Source organism: Halosimplex halobium (assembly GCF_051414055.1).
Classification (GTDB): domain Archaea; phylum Halobacteriota; class Halobacteria; order Halobacteriales; family Haloarculaceae; genus Halosimplex; species Halosimplex halobium.
Window position 1 is genome coordinate 18,518 of record NZ_JBLKNX010000019.1, and the last position, 16,242, is coordinate 34,759.

General features: G+C 70.4%; 16 protein-coding genes. 10 read left to right on the top strand and 6 right to left on the bottom strand.

The window, feature by feature from the left end; genetic code table 11:
- Window positions 1-36 precede the first annotated feature (36 nt).
- The 5 genes from ACMGFG_RS18875 to ACMGFG_RS18895 all read left to right on the top strand — a co-directional run bounded on the left by ACMGFG_RS18875 (window position 37) and on the right by ACMGFG_RS18895 (window position 6,972).
- A complete protein-coding gene (locus ACMGFG_RS18875) occupies window positions 37-1,221 on the top strand; it encodes an AAA family ATPase (RefSeq protein WP_436931862.1) in 1,185 nt (394 codons plus the stop codon).
- Window positions 1,222-1,260: 39 nt separating this feature from the next.
- Complete coding sequence (locus ACMGFG_RS18880; protein ID WP_436931863.1) at window positions 1,261-4,005, top strand: AAA domain-containing protein; 2,745 nt, start codon at window positions 1,261-1,263, stop codon at window positions 4,003-4,005.
- Window positions 4,006-4,243: 238 nt separating this feature from the next.
- Entirely contained in the window at window positions 4,244-5,092 is an 849-nt protein-coding gene (locus ACMGFG_RS18885; RefSeq protein ID WP_436931864.1) for a phosphatase PAP2 family protein, read from the top strand.
- Window positions 5,093-5,167: 75 nt separating this feature from the next.
- On the top strand, window positions 5,168-6,391 hold the full coding sequence (locus ACMGFG_RS18890; RefSeq protein ID WP_436931865.1) for a lactate racemase domain-containing protein: 1,224 nt from the start codon (window positions 5,168-5,170) through the stop codon (window positions 6,389-6,391).
- 155 nt (window positions 6,392-6,546) lie between these two features.
- On the top strand, window positions 6,547-6,972 hold the full coding sequence (locus tag ACMGFG_RS18895) for a twin-arginine translocation signal domain-containing protein (protein ID WP_436931866.1): 426 nt from the start codon (window positions 6,547-6,549) through the stop codon (window positions 6,970-6,972).
- Between the two features lie 32 nt (window positions 6,973-7,004).
- On the opposite strand, the gene ACMGFG_RS18900 is transcribed toward ACMGFG_RS18895, so the two are convergent.
- Both ACMGFG_RS18900 and ACMGFG_RS18905 read right to left on the bottom strand, forming a co-directional pair.
- On the bottom strand, window positions 7,005-9,749 hold the full coding sequence (locus tag ACMGFG_RS18900) for an ATP-dependent helicase (RefSeq protein ID WP_436931867.1): 2,745 nt from the start codon (window positions 9,747-9,749) through the stop codon (window positions 7,005-7,007).
- Between the two features lie 64 nt (window positions 9,750-9,813).
- Window positions 9,814-10,020 (bottom strand): hypothetical protein, encoded by a 207-nt coding sequence (locus ACMGFG_RS18905; protein WP_436931868.1) that lies wholly within the window; start codon window positions 10,018-10,020, stop codon window positions 9,814-9,816.
- Between the two features lie 214 nt (window positions 10,021-10,234).
- On the opposite strand from ACMGFG_RS18905, the gene ACMGFG_RS18910 reads away from it, so the two are divergent.
- Window positions 10,235-11,032, top strand: coding sequence for an MBL fold metallo-hydrolase (locus ACMGFG_RS18910; protein ID WP_436931869.1), 798 nt, complete (start codon window positions 10,235-10,237; stop codon window positions 11,030-11,032).
- Between the two features lie 239 nt (window positions 11,033-11,271).
- Here the strand turns inward: ACMGFG_RS18910 and ACMGFG_RS18915 are convergent, their stop codons facing one another.
- Together ACMGFG_RS18915 and ACMGFG_RS18920 are read right to left on the bottom strand one after the other, a co-directional pair.
- Window positions 11,272-11,409, bottom strand: a complete 138-nt coding sequence (locus ACMGFG_RS18915; RefSeq protein ID WP_436931870.1) for a hypothetical protein — start codon at window positions 11,407-11,409, stop codon at window positions 11,272-11,274.
- A gap of 66 nt (window positions 11,410-11,475) precedes the next feature.
- Window positions 11,476-12,147 (bottom strand): potassium channel family protein, encoded by a 672-nt coding sequence (locus ACMGFG_RS18920; RefSeq protein WP_436931871.1) that lies wholly within the window; start codon window positions 12,145-12,147, stop codon window positions 11,476-11,478.
- Between the two features lie 153 nt (window positions 12,148-12,300).
- Here ACMGFG_RS18920 and ACMGFG_RS18925 point away from each other — a divergent pair, with 153 nt between their 5' ends.
- Window positions 12,301-12,498 (top strand): heavy-metal-associated domain-containing protein, encoded by a 198-nt coding sequence (locus tag ACMGFG_RS18925; protein WP_436931872.1) that lies wholly within the window; start codon window positions 12,301-12,303, stop codon window positions 12,496-12,498.
- Window positions 12,499-12,598: 100 nt separating this feature from the next.
- Entirely contained in the window at window positions 12,599-13,189 is a 591-nt protein-coding gene (locus ACMGFG_RS18930) for a hypothetical protein (protein WP_436931873.1), read from the top strand.
- Between the two features lie 63 nt (window positions 13,190-13,252).
- On the opposite strand, the gene ACMGFG_RS18935 is transcribed toward ACMGFG_RS18930, so the two are convergent.
- Window positions 13,253-14,236, bottom strand: coding sequence for a replication factor C small subunit (locus tag ACMGFG_RS18935; RefSeq protein WP_436931874.1), 984 nt, complete (start codon window positions 14,234-14,236; stop codon window positions 13,253-13,255).
- A 123-nt stretch (window positions 14,237-14,359) separates the two neighbouring features.
- Here ACMGFG_RS18935 and ACMGFG_RS18940 point away from each other — a divergent pair, with 123 nt between their 5' ends.
- Together ACMGFG_RS18940 and samp2 are read left to right on the top strand one after the other, a co-directional pair.
- Window positions 14,360-15,436: a bactofilin family protein gene (locus tag ACMGFG_RS18940; protein ID WP_436931875.1), complete on the top strand. Its 1,077-nt coding sequence runs from the start codon at window positions 14,360-14,362 to the stop codon at window positions 15,434-15,436.
- A 71-nt stretch (window positions 15,437-15,507) separates the two neighbouring features.
- A complete protein-coding gene (samp2, locus tag ACMGFG_RS18945; RefSeq protein ID WP_436931876.1) occupies window positions 15,508-15,708 on the top strand; it encodes a ubiquitin-like small modifier protein SAMP2 in 201 nt (66 codons plus the stop codon).
- Between the two features lie 98 nt (window positions 15,709-15,806).
- Here the strand turns inward: samp2 and ACMGFG_RS18950 are convergent, their stop codons facing one another.
- Window positions 15,807-16,181: a CBS domain-containing protein gene (locus tag ACMGFG_RS18950; protein ID WP_436931877.1), complete on the bottom strand. Its 375-nt coding sequence runs from the start codon at window positions 16,179-16,181 to the stop codon at window positions 15,807-15,809.
- Window positions 16,182-16,242 lie beyond the last annotated feature (61 nt).

A 16,242-nucleotide genomic window follows, 5' to 3' on the forward strand; every position in this document is an offset into this window, starting at 1 on the left:
GCATAGCTTCTTGTCGGTGGGGTCACAGGCGTCGGTATGGCCGACCAGGAGCTGACCGTCGACGAGGCGACGGAGGTCTGTCTCGACGTGGTCGAGCGGGTCGAGGAGGCCGTCGTCGTCGAACGGTCGGTGCTGTTCGAGACGCTCTCGGCAGTCATCGCCAGGGGTCACGTCCTCGTCGAGGACGTACCGGGGACGGGGAAGACGGTGCTCGCTCGGGTGCTCGCCGAGTCGCTGGGGCTGGGGTTCACCCGCCTGCAGTTCACGCCCGACCTCCTCCCCGCCGACGTGACGGGCTCGAACGTCTACAACGAGCACGAACGGGAGTTCGAGTTCGCGGAGGGCCCGGTGTTCACCAACGTCGTCCTCGCCGACGAGATCAACCGCGCGCCGCCGAAGACACAGGCCGCCCTCCTCGAATCGATGGAGGAGGGCCAGGTCAGCGTCGACGGGACGACCCACCGGCTGCCGGAGCCGTTCGTCGTGATCGCCACGCAGAACCCCGTCGAGCAGGAGGGAACCTTCCGGCTGCCCGAGGCCCAGCGCGACCGCTTCGCGGTGAAGACCTCGATGGGCTACCCCGACGTGGACGGCGAGATGGACCTGCTGGACAAGCGGGCCGGCAGGCGGTCGCTCGCGCCCAGCGTCGACCCCGTGGTCGGTCCCGACACCGTGCTCGCGCTGCAGGACCTCGCCGAGGACGTGCGCGTCGACGACAAGGTGCGCCGCTACATCATCGACATCGCGCGGGAGACGCGCGAGGACGGCCGGACCGACATCGGCGTCTCCCCCCGGGGCATCCAGCGCGTCTTCGAGGCGGTGCGGGCGGGGGCCGTCGTCGCGGGGCGCGACTACGCGACGCCGGACGACGTGAAACGGCTCGCCCGGGCGACGATGGCCCACCGACTCGTGCTGACGACCGAGGCGACCGTCGAGGGCGTCGACCCGGAACAGGTGGTCGCCGACGCGCTCTCGGCGGTCGACGTGCCCGCCGTCTCCCCCGACGCCCCCGACCCCGGCGGGAGCGGTGGACGGCGCGAGGACGGACACGGCGCCGCTACCGAGCCGGACGAGCGGTCCGAACCGCCCCGCGTCGACGGCGGGGACGACAGTCGGGACCCCCGGGACGACGGCCGCGACCGCGGCAGCGACGAACAGGGGGGCCGACGGGGCCAGGAATCCGGCGACCGGAGGGATCCGGAACCCGGCGACCCCCTCTGATCGACAGCGTTTTTCCCGCGGCCCACCCGTGATCGGAGCGTGACTATCCGCGGCGTCGTCGTCGACGTGAGCGACCCGAAGACCGTCTCGACGCAGTACGGCGAGAGTGAACTCGTCGAGGTGGACCTGCGGCCCGACCGGGGCCGGGGCGAACCGACGACCGTCACGCTGTGGGACAAGTGGACCGAGACGGCGACGTACCTCGAGGCCGGGATGGAACTCGCCGTCACGAACCCCGAGGAGCGGGAGTACCGCGGCGAGCAGCAGTTCTCGACGACCGGCGACTCCATGGTCGTCGTCGAACCGGACTTCCTCGTGGACGTGACAGACGTGCGCTCGTGGGTGCAGTGCCCGCGGATGTACTACCTCAACAAGATCGGCGGCACGCCCAACGCCTACCCGGTCGTCAAGGGGACCATCGTCCACGAGGTGTTCGGCGACCTCCTGCGCGGGCGGGACCTCGACGAATCGATCGACGAACGCGTCGAGGAGGCCGGCCTCGAACTCGGGATGCTCGGCCGGAGCGCCGACGAGGTGCGCGAGGAGGTGCGCCAGCACGCCTCGGCCATCAAGGGGTGGCTCCAGCAGGGGACGCTGACCGACGGGGACGAGTGGCGCTCCGAGATGACGCTGGTCAGCGAAACCTACGGGCTGAAGGGGCGGGCCGACGCCGTTCGCCGCGGGATGCCCGTCGAGCTGAAGACGGGCAAGAACACCAAGCGCGACCCCCGCTTCCACGACAAGGTGCAGGCGACGTGTTACGCGCTCATCCTCGGCGAGCGCCGCGGGGAGCCGCCGGACACCGGGACCCTCCTCTACACCAAGAACGCGGCCGTCGAGCGGACCGAGGAGAGCGGCGACCTCTCGCCGGCCAAGGAGTTCTCCATCGGGTCGGGCTTCCTGAAGTTCGTCCTCCGCACCCGGAACGCGCTGGCTGCGATGGAGTACGGCGTCGACGTGCCGACGGGCTACGAGGCCGACGCCAAGTGCGAGTACTGTTTCGAGCAGGACACCTGCATGGCCGTTTCCGGCCGGCTGGACCAGGAGTCCAAAGCCGGCCAGGTCGGCTCGCCGATCCCCGAGGAGGAGCGCGAGTACTTCGACCGCGTCTACGAGTCCATCGAGCGCGAGCGGCGGGCCGTCCACCGCGAGTACGCCAAACTCTGGGAGCAGAGCCCCGAGGAGCGGGCCGACGACGACCGGGCGCTGGTGGACCTCGAACCCACGGAACGGACCGAACTCGACGGCGGCCGGTGGGAACTGCGCGCCCGCGGGACCGGCGCCGTCTCGAAGATCCGCGAGGGCGACCTCGTGCTGGCCAGCGACGGCGACCCGATCCGCGGCGAGGCCGAACTGGCTCGTGTCGAGCGCCTGGGCGGAGGCGTCGACGACCCCGAATCCGACGAGAGGGGGCCAGAGATCGTCGTTACGGCCGACGAGCCGGTCGAACTGCGCCGCATCGACGTGTACCCCTCCGAACTCTCGACCGACCGGATGCTCACCGCTTTGCACGACGCCGTCCTCACGCAGTCGCCCGACGAGAAGGACGTGCTGTTCGGCCGCCGCGAGCCCGAGTTCGAGGCCGTCGCGGAGACGTTCGTCCCGAACAACGACGCCCAGGACGAGGCCGTCTCGCTCGCCGTCGGTTGCGAGGACTGCGCGCTGATCCACGGACCGCCGGGGACCGGCAAGACGTATACGCTGGCACACATCGTGCAAGCGCTGGTCGACCGTGGTGAACGGGTCCTGCTCTCGGCCTTTACGAATCGCGCGGTCGACAACGCGCTCGAAGCGCTCGTCGAGCAGGGGTTCGACGAGTTCGTCCGCGTCGGCACCGAGAGCGGGGTCCGCGAGGATATGCAGGAATACCGGCTGGAGAAGGCCGGCGACCCCGACGAGCGCGTGGCCGAGTTGCGGGACGCGCAGGTCGTCGCGGCGACGACCGCCACCTGCGGCTCGCGGATCATGCGCGAGCAGGAGTTCGACGCCGCGGTCGTCGACGAGGCGGGCCAGCTCACCGAACCCGGGACGCTCGCGGCGACGAACCTCGCCGAGCGGTTCGTCCTCGTCGGCGACCATCAGCAACTCCCGCCCGTGGTCCAGGCGGACGAACCCGAGCCCGACGACCTGCCGACCGGCGACGACGGGAATCCGGCGCCCGGGGCCACGCTCTCCCGGTCGCTGTTCGAACGGCTCATCGAACGGTACCCCGACGCCGGCGTCATGCTCGACCGCCAGTACCGCATGGCCCAGCGCATCCAGGCGTTCGCCTCACGGGAGTTCTACGACGGCCAGCTGCGACCGGCGACCGGCGAGGTCGCCGGCCAGCACCTCCGTCAGCTCGACGGCGTCGACGTGGACACGCTGCCCGACCACCTCCGGGACCAGGTGGCGTTCGTCGACCCCGACGGGAGCGCGCGGGGCAACACGAACCCGACGGAGGCCGACGCGGTCGCCGAGACCGTCGCGGCCTACCGCGAGGCGGGCGTCCCGGCCGGGGAGATCGGCGTCATCGCGCCGTTCCGCGCGCAGGTCGCCGAGATCGGCAAGCGCCTCCCCGACGCGGTGGCCGTGGACACCGTCGACCGCTTCCAGGGCTCCAGCAAGGAGGTCGTCGTCATCTCGTTCGTCGCCACGGGGTCGCTCGATTCCCCGATCTTCGAGGACTACCGCCGCGTCAACGTCGCCCTCACCCGCGCCAAGAAGGCGCTCGTCCTCGTCGGCGACGCCGACGCCCTCGCCACCGACGACACCTACGGCCGCATGGTCGAGTGGGCGCGCTGACCCTGACGACAGGATTCCCCTCGACAACCGCGTCATTCGCCGAGTTCCACTTTCACCCCGTGGCTATCATTTTTGACTAGCGAATCGTCGCTCCACTTTCACCGTGTGGCGAGGTTTTATCGCTAGTTCCGTACCGTTTCAGTTTCACTCCGTGGCGGGGATTTTAGTAGTGGTCTCGACGCCGAGAGATGTCGCCGGGGTGGGAAAGTATAAGCGGGCGGCGGACACGGAGGCGGGTATGTTTCGGCTGGTCGCGGCGAGCGAGGCGGTCCGCGGGGCGGTCCCGGCGGAGCTGGTGCCGGTGTTCGGGCTCGTCACGGTCCTCGGCGGGTCGAAGTTCCTGATGGTGGCGCTGTCGCTGGCGTACTGGAACGACGAGGCCCGCCGGCGGGAACTGCTGACGGTGGTCGGCGTCGCGTTCGTCGCGGTGTCGGTGACGCTGGCGCTGAAGTACGGGTTCGACCTGCCGAGGCCGCCGGCGGCCGCCCGGCGGGTCGCGGCCGACCCCAGCCCCGTCGGCTTCCCCAGCGGCCACGCCATCGCGGCGACGACCGTCTACGGGGGCGTGCTGGTCGCGCTCGACCGCTACCGCGACCCGAAACTCCTCGCGGGAGCCGGCGCACTGGTGGCGCTCGTCGGCCTCTCGCGGGTCGTCATCGGCGTCCACTACCTCGGCGACGTGCTCGCAGGCTTCGCTGTGGGACTGGTGATGGTCGGCGTGGTCGCCGTCGCCCTCGACCGCGGCCCGACCCCGGTGTTCGGCCTCGCGGTCGTCTGTTCGGTCCCGGCGGTGCTCCTGGCTGCGGCCCCGGGCGACGCGGCGCTCGCGATGGGCGGCAGCGTCGGCGGCCTGGCTGGTGCGGCGTGGCGAACCGGCGCCGAGCGGTTCCGCTCGCTGGTCGAGCGCGCCGCGGTCACCGCCGGCGGTGTCGCGTACCTCGTGGCAGCCATCGCCGTCGTCGAGACGGTGGAACCGCTGTTTCTCCCCGCCGCGGCCGCCAACGCCGCGCTGACCTTCGGGATCGTCGCCCTCCCGTCGCTGGTCGGTCGGTTCGACGCGTTCGCGGGGGCGAGCGCGGCCGACTGAGCCGGTGGGCGGCGCTGAGGCGCCAGGTGACCACCGACCGGCAGGTTCTCGGCGGCGGCCGTACTACGAGCGGTCATGCCGGTCGAACTCCCACTGGGCGAGGGGACCGTCTCCGTCTCGCTCCCCGACTGCGACGTGACCGTCTGCCGACCACCGGGCGGAAAGGCGGTCGACCCGCGAGAGGCGGCCGAAGCGGCGGTCGCCGACCCGCACGGGCCGCGGCTCGCCCGCCGCGTCGACCCCGACGACACGGTGGGGATCGTCGTGACCGACGTGACGCGCGCCACCCCCGACGACGTGCTGCTCGACGTACTGCTCGACGAACTCGCCGCCACGGGCGTCGCCCGCGAGCAGGTGACCGTGATCATCGGTCTCGGACTGCACCGACCGATGGACGACGAGGAGATCGAGCGCGCGCTCGGCGACCACGCCGACCTCGCAGTCAACCACGACCCAGACGCGACGGTCGAGGTCGGCAAGGTGGACGGCGTCCCGATCGAGATCAACGAGACGCTGACGCGGGTCGACACTGTCCTCGCGACGGGGATGGTCGAGCCCCACCAGTACGCCGGCTTCTCGGGCGGCGCGAAGACCGTCGTCGTCGGCGCCGGCGGCGAGTCGCAGATCGGCTACTCCCACGGCCCCGCACTGCTCGCGCGCGACGGCGTCCGTCTCGGTCGCGTCGACGACAACCCCTTCCGCGCGTTCGTCGACGAGGCGGGCGACCTGGCTGGCGTCGAGTTCTCCCTGAACGTCACCCACGGGCCGAGCGGCATCCTCGGCGCCGCCGCGGGCGATCCCCGGAGTGTGGTCCGCAACCTGGCCGACACCGCCAGGGAGGCGCTCGCGACGCCCGTCGCGGACGGCTACGACGCCGTCGTCGCCGGCGTCGGCGCGCCGAAGGACGCCAACCTCTACCAGACCACGCGGGCCGCCACGTACGTCGTGCTGGGGGCGCACAATCCCCTCCGCGAGGGCGGCCGGGTCGTGATCCCGGCGGCCCTGCCCGAGGGCGCCGGCGAGGGAACGGGCGAGCGGCGGTTCTACGACTGGCTCTCCTCGGCCGAGAGCGCCGAGGCGCTGTACGACGAGATGCGCGAGGGCTACGAGCCGGGCGCACAGCGGGCGTTCGTCGTCGCCCGCGCACTCCGGGACCACGACATCTACGTCACGAACAGCGAGGCGCCCGAGGTGGTCGAGGAGTGTCTGATGGGCGCTCGCGAGTCGGTCGCCGACGCCGTCGAACCCGGCAGCGACGTGCTGGTCGTCCCCGACGCGCTCGACACGCTGCTGGTCTGAGCGGGCGCGAACCCCGTCGACCCGCGGCGGTCGGCAGCCGAATTTTGAACGGAGTTTGCACGCAGTCCGACCGCGGACCGAACGGAGTTTGCCGACCCTCCGAGGGGAGTTCGAAAATACCTTTTCCGGCGTCCGGGCGCGGAGCCGGACGAAGCATGACGGACCACACTCGACGCTCGTTCGTTCGCGGAGCGCTCGCGACCGCCGCAGTCGGCGCGCTCGCCGGCTGCTCCGACCAGGGGAACGGAACGCCGACCGGCGACAGCGGCGAGTCGATGGACGGCTCCAGCGAGTCGATGGACGACTCCGGCGAGTCGATGGACGGCTCGAACGAAAACTCGATGGACGGCTCCGGCGAATCGATGGATGATTCCACCGACGCCATGGACGAGTCGATGGACGACACCGAGGGCATGGACGACGGGATGGGTACGACCGAAACGGAGGGCGGCATGAGCGGGATGGACGACGGGACCGCGACGGACGACGGGATGGGCGGAATGGGGGCGACGGAGACCGACAGCGGCATGGGCGGCAACGAGACGATGGATAGCGGATCCGAGACGGACGACGGGATGTAAGCGACGGTTCTGCGGCCGCGCTTCGCCGACGGTCAGGTTTCGCCGAGCCCGCGCTCGGCGCTCTCGTCGTCGATCTCCTCCATGACGCGCTCGTGGAAGCGCTGGAGCACCTCGCTCTCGTCCTCGGCGAGCACCACGTCAGAGGCCATCAGGGTCGCGAGCCCGAACGCCCGCGGCGACGGCGACTGGACGCGGAAGTGCTCGACGGCGACCTCGCCGCGTTGGACGGCCCCGAGCACGTCCTCGATGGCGTCGACGTTGAGCTTGTCTTCCAGGATCTCGCGGTATGTCTCCTCGATCACGGCGAACCCGTCGAGGTCCTCGGCGAACCCCAGCAGCATCTCGGAGTTCATCTGCTGTTCGGCCGCCGACTTCTCGTAGCCTTTGTACCGCTTCAGGATCATCAGCGCCCGGGTCGCGTTGATGCGGAAGTACCGCTGGAGGAGGTCGGTCCCCTCCAGGCTCGCTCGCAAGTCATCGCGTACGTCGGCGGGATCGATGTCGTCGATCACGCCCAGTACGTCGACCTTCCGGTTCAGCGGCATCGAGAGGGTGAAGCCGTTGTCGGCGACGGCGACCTGGACGTTCGCGTTGGCCTCGCGGGCGATCCGGTAGGCCAGCAGCCGTGAGAGGCCGTCGTTGAACCGCCGGCCGTAGTTGGAGTGGACGTAGTAGCGCCGCTCGTACTCCTCGCGGTCGAGCTCCTCCTCGACGGCCAGCCGCTCGTCGGTGCTGACGCTCTCGAAGCCCGCGTACCTGATCTGTTCCTCGAACATGCGCGCGACGGCACGGACGCTGTTTTCGTCCAGCGGGAACTCCCGCAGCCAGTGTCGCACGGCGCCGGCGCCGCCCCGGTCGAGTTTGTCCAGCAGTTCCCGCTGGAAGGCCAGGATCTCCCGGCCGAGGTCGTAGGAGAGCGGCAGCCGCTCGGAGAACCACGACGGGACGGTCGGCCGGGCGCTCGTCGGGTCGACGTACACCTTCGACCCGCGCCGGTAGCGGTACTCGAAGTTCTGCCCGCCGAGGACGAACACGTCGCCCGATTCGAGGGTGTCGAGGTACTCCTCGTCCAGTTGCCCGACCCACTCGTCGCCCGAGCGGGTGAACACGTCGCAGGTAAAGGAGTCGGGGATGGTGCCGATGTTGGTCATGTAGATGACCCGCGCGAGCCGGCCGCGCTTGCCCATCAGGTCCTCCCCGACTGGGTAGTCCTCGTAGTGGTGTTCGCCGTCGGGGGCGTCGTTGGTGTCGCGCCAGACCTTCGCGTAGACATTTTTATCCTCCATCCCCGCGTAGTCGGCGGTGAGATAGCGCAGCAGCGACTCCCACTCCTCGTCGCTGTAGTTCCGATACGGATAGGCCCGTTCGAGGATCCCACGGATCTCCGCCTCCGGCCGGACCTCGGCGATGGCCATGCCGTAGACGTGCTGGGCGGCCACGTCCTGGGCGCGCTCGGGGACGAACACCCGGTCGACGAAGCCCTCCTCGGCCTTCCTGAGCATCACCGCGCACTCGACGAGTTCGTCGCGGTCCAGCGCGACGACCCGCCCCGTGACCGTCTCGCCGAGCTGGTGGCCCGCCCGCCCCACCCGCTGGAGCAGGGCGGCGACGGACTTGGGCGAGCCGACCTGCACCACGAGGTCGATGTACGGCATGTCGATGCCCAGTTCCAGGCTCGTGGAGGTCGTCACCACGTCGAGGTCGCCGTCCTTGAGCTTCCCCTCGATCTCCTGGCGGCGCTCCTTCGAGAGGCTGCCGTGGTGACAGCCGGAGTTGTCCTCGTCGTAGTCGTCGTTGCGCTCCCGCAGGTTGTGCAGGACGCGCTCGGCGCCCGAGCGGGTGTTCGTGAACACCAGCGTGTTCGTGTGGTCCTGGATCAGCTCGTGCAGGTCGCGGTAGAACCGGTCGTTGACCACGTCCGGCGGCGTGTTCACCAGGTCGTCGGTCGGACACACCAGCTCCATGTCGAACTCGCGGGCGAAGCGGGCGTCGACGAGTTCGTAGTCCCGAGTGTCCCCGCCGGGCGACTCCTGTCCCACGAGGAACTCCGCCATCGCGTCGAGCGGTTCGACCGTCGCCGAGCAGCCGATCCGGGTCGGCGACCCGTCGGCCAGCGCCTCCAGTCGCTCCAGCGACACCGAGAGGTGCGTCCCCCGCTTGTTCTCGGCGAGGCTGTGTATCTCGTCGACGACGACGTACTCCACCGTTCGCAGCTTCTCCCGGAACTTGGGACTGTTCAGGAGGATCGCGAGCGTCTCCGGCGTCGTGTTGAGGATGTGGGGCGTCTCTTCGAGCATCTTCTGCCGGTCGCTGTCGCTCGTGTCGCCGTGACGGATGGCGTGGCGGATCTCCGCGTTCTCGCCGCGCTCGTCCAGTTTCTCGGTGATGCCGTCCAGCGGCACCTCCAGGTTGCGGTGGATGTCGTTCGCGAGCGACTTGAGCGGCGAGACGTACAGGCAGTAGACGGAGTTGTCCAGCCCCTCGGCGCGCTCGCGGCGGAACAACTCGTTGATCACCGCGGAGAAGCTCGCGAGCGTCTTCCCGGAACCTGTTGGAGATGCGATAAGTACGTTCTCGCCCTCGTGGATGAGCGGGACGGCCTCCTTCTGGGGCGGCGTGAAGAAGCCGCCGTTCTCGGGGACGAACGCGCCGAACTGCTCGACCCACCACTCCCGGACCGGCGGCTCCAGCAGGTCGAGCACGTGGCCGTCGTCGATCTCGGCGTCGGCGGCGTCGACACCCACGTCTGCCGCGTCCAGCAACTCGCGTCCGCCCATGTGGCCTCGGCTCTCCGGTTGGGGCCGCGCCGTCAAGTGGGTTTGGACCGCGGAGCGAAAGTGGTCACCCCTCGAAGGCGTTGTCCGTCAGAACCAGCAGCGCGCCGAGGGCGAGGACGGCGCCGACGGCCAGCGCGCTCTCGACCGGACCGCCGCCGAGCGCGTCGATCCGGAACCCCCAGGCCTCCCGGATGACGACGTACCCGAGCGCGACCGTCGCGAACAGCAGTCCGGTGGCCTTCGCGAGCGGGGAGTCGATGCGAAAGCCCATGTCCGGGAGTCGTTGCGTTCGAGTTATATGTTTTTCCGGGCCGACGCGACCGCACCGGGGACCGGAGCGGGCGGGTCGCAACTCGGCGGGTCGCCACCGGGCGAGTCGCCACCGGGCGAGTCGCCACCGGGTGGGTCGCCGTCGGGAGCCCCTGCCTGGCGGGCGCGCCGACGCCACGGCACGACTTTTCCCGGTCCCGCCCGACGAGTCGGGTATGCGCGTCACGTTCCTGGGCACGGGCAGCGCGATGCCGACCGGCGAGCGGTTCCAGACCGGTATCCTGCTGGAGTCGACCGCCGGGAATCTGCTCGTCGACTGCGGCAGCGGCGTCCTCCACGGCCTCCAGCGGACGGAAGTCGGCTACGAGGGCATCGACGCCGTCCTGCTGACCCACCACCACCTCGACCACGTCTCCGACCTCATGCCGCTGCTGAAGGCTCGCTGGCTCGCCGGCGCGACCGACCTGACGGTCGCTGGGCCAGAGGGAACGGCCGAGCTCGTGACCGACCTGCTCGGCGTCCACGACTACATGCAGGACCGCATGGACCTGGACTTCCGCGAGGTCGGCCCGTCGCCGTTCTCGCTCGCCGGCTTCGACGTGGACGCGGTCGAGACGCGCCACTCGATGTACTGTCTCGCCTACCGGTTCGCGGCGGCCGGCGAGGGCGCGTCCGGTGCGAGCGGCGGGTCTGCGACAGGGACCGACCGCCCGGCGTTCGTCTTCAGCGGCGACACCGAGGCGTTCCCCGAGTTGGTCGACTTCGCGGACGGCGCCGCCGTGCTTGCTCACGACTGCTCGTTCCCCGACAGCGTCGACGTGGACAACCACCCGATCCCGAGCGAACTGGGCCGGACCCTCGGGGAGGCGGACGGGGAGGTCGGCCGCGTCTACCTGACCCACCTCTACCCGCACACGGACGGCCGCCACGACGAGATGCTCGACTCGATCGCCGACCACTACGACGGGGACGTTCGGTTCGCCTCGGACGGGCTCTCGCTCGACATCGACTGACCCGCCCGGCGGTCCCGGTCGGTTCACGTCGTCTTACGAGTCGCTCTCGGGCGAGAAGCGCGCGCGACGGAGGCGTCAGCCGTCCGTCTGACGGGGCTTTACGTCGGCCGGAGGAGGACACTCGCACGGGCGCGCAGCGACGGCCTCATTCCCATCCTCCCCACCGCGCGCCCGCCCATCCACTCCAAGGCGCCCAGCGGTCGCGTGTCCGCGACCGCACCGTTTCCGCGCCGGCCGACTCACGCGTCGGCGACGAACTTCCGGTAGAGCGCGATGGCCACGAGTCCGACGAACACGAAGACGAGCAACTGGACGACGACGCTCGCGAGCGCGACACCGCCTGGCGGGCCGGCGGGGAACAGCGGGGGTGGGGACACGTCTCCGCAGTCGCCGCCCTCTGGAAAGTTACTTCCGGTTGTCAGGTCCGCGAGCGGTCGGCGCGGTCAGGCCGCGGCCGCCTCGTCACCGCGGAGGAACGCCCGGATCTCCGGCAGGTCGGCGGGCGCGGCCATCAGCGCCACGTCGTCGCCGGCCTCGATCCTCGTCTGGGGCAGGGGGATCTCCATCGGCTCGTCGGCGCGGCCGTGGGCGTAGATGTGCGCGTCGCCCTGCAGGTCGACCTCGACGACGCGGCGACCGATCTGTGGCGACCCCTCGGGAATGGTCACGGTCGCCACGGAGAGTTCCTCAGTGAGGTCCGCGAGGACGTTGAAGTCGCCGCCCAGCAGCGCGGTCTTGGCGCCGGCGGCGCCCAGCCGCTCGGGGTAGATGATCTCGTCGACGTCCTCGGCGTACTTCTCGTAGATCTCCTGGCGGTAGTCCTCGTCGATGCGCAGGGCGGTCCGCAGGCCGTAGTGCTTGCCGAGCATACATGCCGAGAAGTTGGTGTTCAGGTCGCCCGTCAGCGCGCCGACGGCGTCGGCGTCGGCGATGCCGGCCTCCTCCAGGGTGGACTCCTCGGCGCCGTCCCCCTCGACGACGGTGAACCCCTCCTCGCGGGCGCGCTCGACCTTGTCCGGGTCGTTGTCGACGATCACCAGGTCGTGGCCCTCGCTCCGAAGGATGCGGGCCGTCCGCATCCCGACGCGACCGAAGCCGACGATGACGAACTTCATGGGAATCCGTACCACGCCCGGCCACAAAACTGTACTCCCGGCGACCGGGGGGCGCCCTGCCGCCCCCGCGCGCGGCAGGGGATAGCCGGTCCATCGCCCACGCGGCGGACCGCCTCCGTGGGACCCAAGGGCGTCGCGACCCACCACTCGGGTATGGAACAGCAGATCACCGTCACCGGTATGAGCTGCGGCGGCTGCGAACAGTCCGTCGAGGCGGCGCTGGAGAATGTCGACGGCGTCACCGACGCGACGGCCGACCGGGAGCGGGAAACGGCGACCGTCGAGGGCGACGCCGATACCGAAGCCCTCGTCGCGGCCGTCGAGGACGCCGGCTACGAGGCGTCGGCCTGACCGGGTATCGAACCGCCGGACCACCGACTCGCATTCGGACCGTCGGGGCTTGCAGCCCCGGGCGCGGGCACTTCCTCGCCGCGCGGCTAGCCCGGCCACCATGAGCGCCAGCACGCGGCGCGAGGTGCTCGCGGCGGCCGGACTCGCCGTCTCGGGCGGTCTCGGCGGCTGTCTCCTCCGCCAGCGCGGCCCGGGGACAGGCCACATCTACGTCGAGAACACGGACGAGACGACCCACCGCGTCGCGCTGTGGGTCGCACAGCGGTCGGTCGGCGACGGCGAAACCCCCGGTGAGACCGGCGACCAAACCGGGACTGCAGGCGGAACCGCTGAGGGGCCTGGAGCCGGCGGTAGTACCCGGGATCCCGACCCGATCGTCGCGGCCTGGTACCGCGTTCCGGAAGGCGACGCGGTGGAGTTCCAGAACGTGATCGAGCCCGGGCAGGGGTACGAGGTGCGCGCGGCGCTGCCCGACGCGCCGCCCGCCGACCGGATCACCGGCGTCGTCGACCCCTGCTCCGGCGAGGCGGCCGGCGAGCGCGTCGTGAGCGTCCGCGTCCGCCCGGACGGCCTCGGGATCATTCCCTGGGGCTGCGAGGACACCTACACGAAGGGGGACATGGAGTACGTCGACGCCAGCGAGCGCCGGATCGAACCGGTCGAGGGGACCGTCGCGGCCCCCTCGACGTAGTCATGCGGCGACGGCGACGCGAGACAGTCCGGGAGCAGGGAGCCGACGGCGAGAGCGGGCGAGTCAGTCCTCGAGCGCGACCGACGCGAGCAGCGCTTCGAGCTGGATGCGTTCGTTTGCGCCGGTCGTGATCCGGTACTCCGTCTCGCCGATGCGGTCGAGCAGCCGGACCGCGGCCTCGTCGTCGAGGTCGAACTCCCACACCGAGCGGTGGAGCTGGTCGATCACGTCGCCGCCGGCGATGCCCTCCTCGGTCAGCAGCCGGTCGAGCGTCGACCGGGCGGCCGTGAAGTCACCGTCCAGCGCCTGGTCGACCATCTCCCTGATCTCCTCGGGCCTGGCCGTCGAGGTGAGCGCGTAGACGGCCTCCTCGTCGACCACGTCGCCGGTCACCGAGGCCGCTTGCAGCGCGTTGATCGCCTTGCGCATGTCGCCGTCGGCGGCGTAGACCAGGGCGTCGAGACCGTCCTCGGTGACCTCGATGCCCTCCTCTTCGGCGATGTGGCGCATCTCCTCGGCGACCGCCTCGTCGCTCAGCGGCGAGAAGCGGAAGACGGCACACCGGGACTGGATCGGGTCGATGATCTGACTGGAGTAGTTACACGAGAGGATAAAGCGGACGTTGTTCGAGAACTGCTCCATCGTCCGCCGCAGCGCTCCTTGAGCGTCGGAGGTAAGCGCGTCGGCCTCGTCGAGGAATATTATTCGGTAATCGTAGCCGCCGAAGGAAGTCCGCGCGAACGACTTGATGCGGTCGCGCACCACGTCGATGCCCCGCTCGTCGGAAGCGTTGAGTTCGAGGAAGTTGTCCCGCCAGTCGTCGCCGTAGAGCTCGCGGGCGATTGCTGTAGCACTTGTCGTTTTTCCTATACCTGCCGGACCTGAAAATAACATATGGCTTAGATTATTGCGGTCGACGTAGCTCTGGAGGCGCTCGACGATGTCCTCCTGCCCGACGATCTCGTCGAGGGTCTGGGGGCGGTACTTCTCGATCCAGACCTCCTCCCGTCCCGCCCGTGACCCCGAATCCGTGTCGGCCTCGCTCATGCCCGGAGGGAGGCGACCGCTGCCCGTAAACCTACCGAGTGGTCCCCGACCGGCGACCGGACGAAACCGTCCAGCAATTATCTCGCTGACATCTTTATCCGCTCGCCCGTCGTAGAGAGAGCCATGAGACGGATCGCAACGGGGCTCGTGGTACTGGTCGTCGTCCTGTCGGTGCTACCCGGCGTGGCCGCAGCGGCGTCGCGAACCGGCGGGACCGTCGTCGTCGGGGCGGACGAGACCGTCGACGAGGACCTGCAGGCGTTCGGGGGGACCGTCGTCGTCCGCGGGACGGTCGACGGCGACCTGCAGGCGTTCGGCGGGTCGGTCGTCGTGGAGGGGACCGTGACCGGCGACGTGGAGGCCACGGCCGGGAGCGTCCAGATCCTCGGCACCGTCGGCGGAGACGTGACCGCGGCGGGTGGCGCCGTCGACGTGGGCGAGGGCGCGCAGATCGGCGGGACGCTCGAAGCCGGCGCCGGGAGCGTCGCGGTCGACGGGACGGTCGAGGGCGACGCGCGGCTGGGCGCCGACAGCATCAGACTCGGCGAGGACACCCGTATCGGCGGGGATCTGGTTTACGACGGCGACCTCGTCCGCGCCGACGGCGCCGTCGTCGACGGGACCGTCACCCGGGACGACAGGCTGTCGGTCGGCACCGAACCGGACTTCACGATCCCCGGTGTCGTGTTCACCGTTTACGGCGTGTTCGTCGCGCTGCTCGTCGGCGCGATACTGCTGCTCGTGTTTCCCGGGACCGCCGCGGCGGTCGCCGACCGCGCGACCGGCGACCCGCTGCGGACCGGCGGGATCGGCCTGCTGGCGACGATCGGTGTCCCGGTCGTCATCGGGGTCGTCGCGGTCACGATCGTCGGCATCCCGCTAGCGATCGCTGGCACGTTCGCGTTCGGTCTGCTCGCCTGGCTGGGCACCGTCTACGGCCGGTTCGTCCTCGGGACGTGGCTGCTCTCGCTGGCCGACGTCGAGAGCCGCTGGGCCGCGCTGGTGGTCGGCGTCCTCACGGTCGCCGTCCTCCGGCTGGTCCCCGTGGTCGGCGCGCTCACCCGCCTGGTCGTCTTCCTGCTCGGGTTCGGCGCGCTGGTCGCCGTCATCGCCGACGCCTACCGCGACCGTCGCGGCCGCCGCGAACGGACCGCGCGCGCCCGCGACCCGGACGAGACCGGGGCCGAACCCGCGGACTGAACAGACTCAGCGCCCGACACCAACCCGTCGTCGGACGACACGCTCAAGCCGTCGCGGACGGATCGACCGGTATGCGCGTCACCGTCGCCGTCGCCGGCGAAGACACCCGCGAGGTCGAGGTCGACGACGGGGCGACCTACGCCGACCTGCTGGAGCCGCTGCCCTACGGCGCCCACGAGGTGTCCGTCCTCGTCGACGGCCGCCCCGTCCCAGAGGACGCCCCCGTCGAGGCCGAGGAGGTCGAGGTCCTGCGGCTCGTCAAGGGCGGGTGACCGGCGGCGCCGGGGCCAGTGTCGGCGGGGGCAACCTTCCGGTCGGTCTCTCCCCGCGGTCGCTCACCGCGGTCGCGTTCGCGGGAGGGCCGAGACCGTCACGAGAGGTGAGCCGTTACGTCGGTCGAGGAGATCATCCCGACGTAGTCGTCTTCGACGACCGGGAGGTGCTTGATCCCGTACGTGGCCATCATCGCGGCGACCTCCTCCATGTAGAGGTCGGGTGTCGCCGTCTCCACGTCGGTCGTCATCACGTCGCTCACGCGGAGGGCCGAGACATCGTCTCCCTCGGCGACGGCGTCGAGCACGTCCGTGCTGCTGATTATCGCTCGCGGCGTGGTCGTCACCACCAGCGCGTTGATATCCGCGTCCCGCATCCGCTGGGCGGCCTCTCTCACCGTGGCGTCCTTCGAGATCGTCTCCAGCGGCGTGGACATCACGTCTCCGACGGTAACCCTGTCGTTCGATGGCATACAGCACAGGACGGGAGCGACGCTCAAGTGGTTTGCCCAGGGTTCGACGGCTTACCCCGCC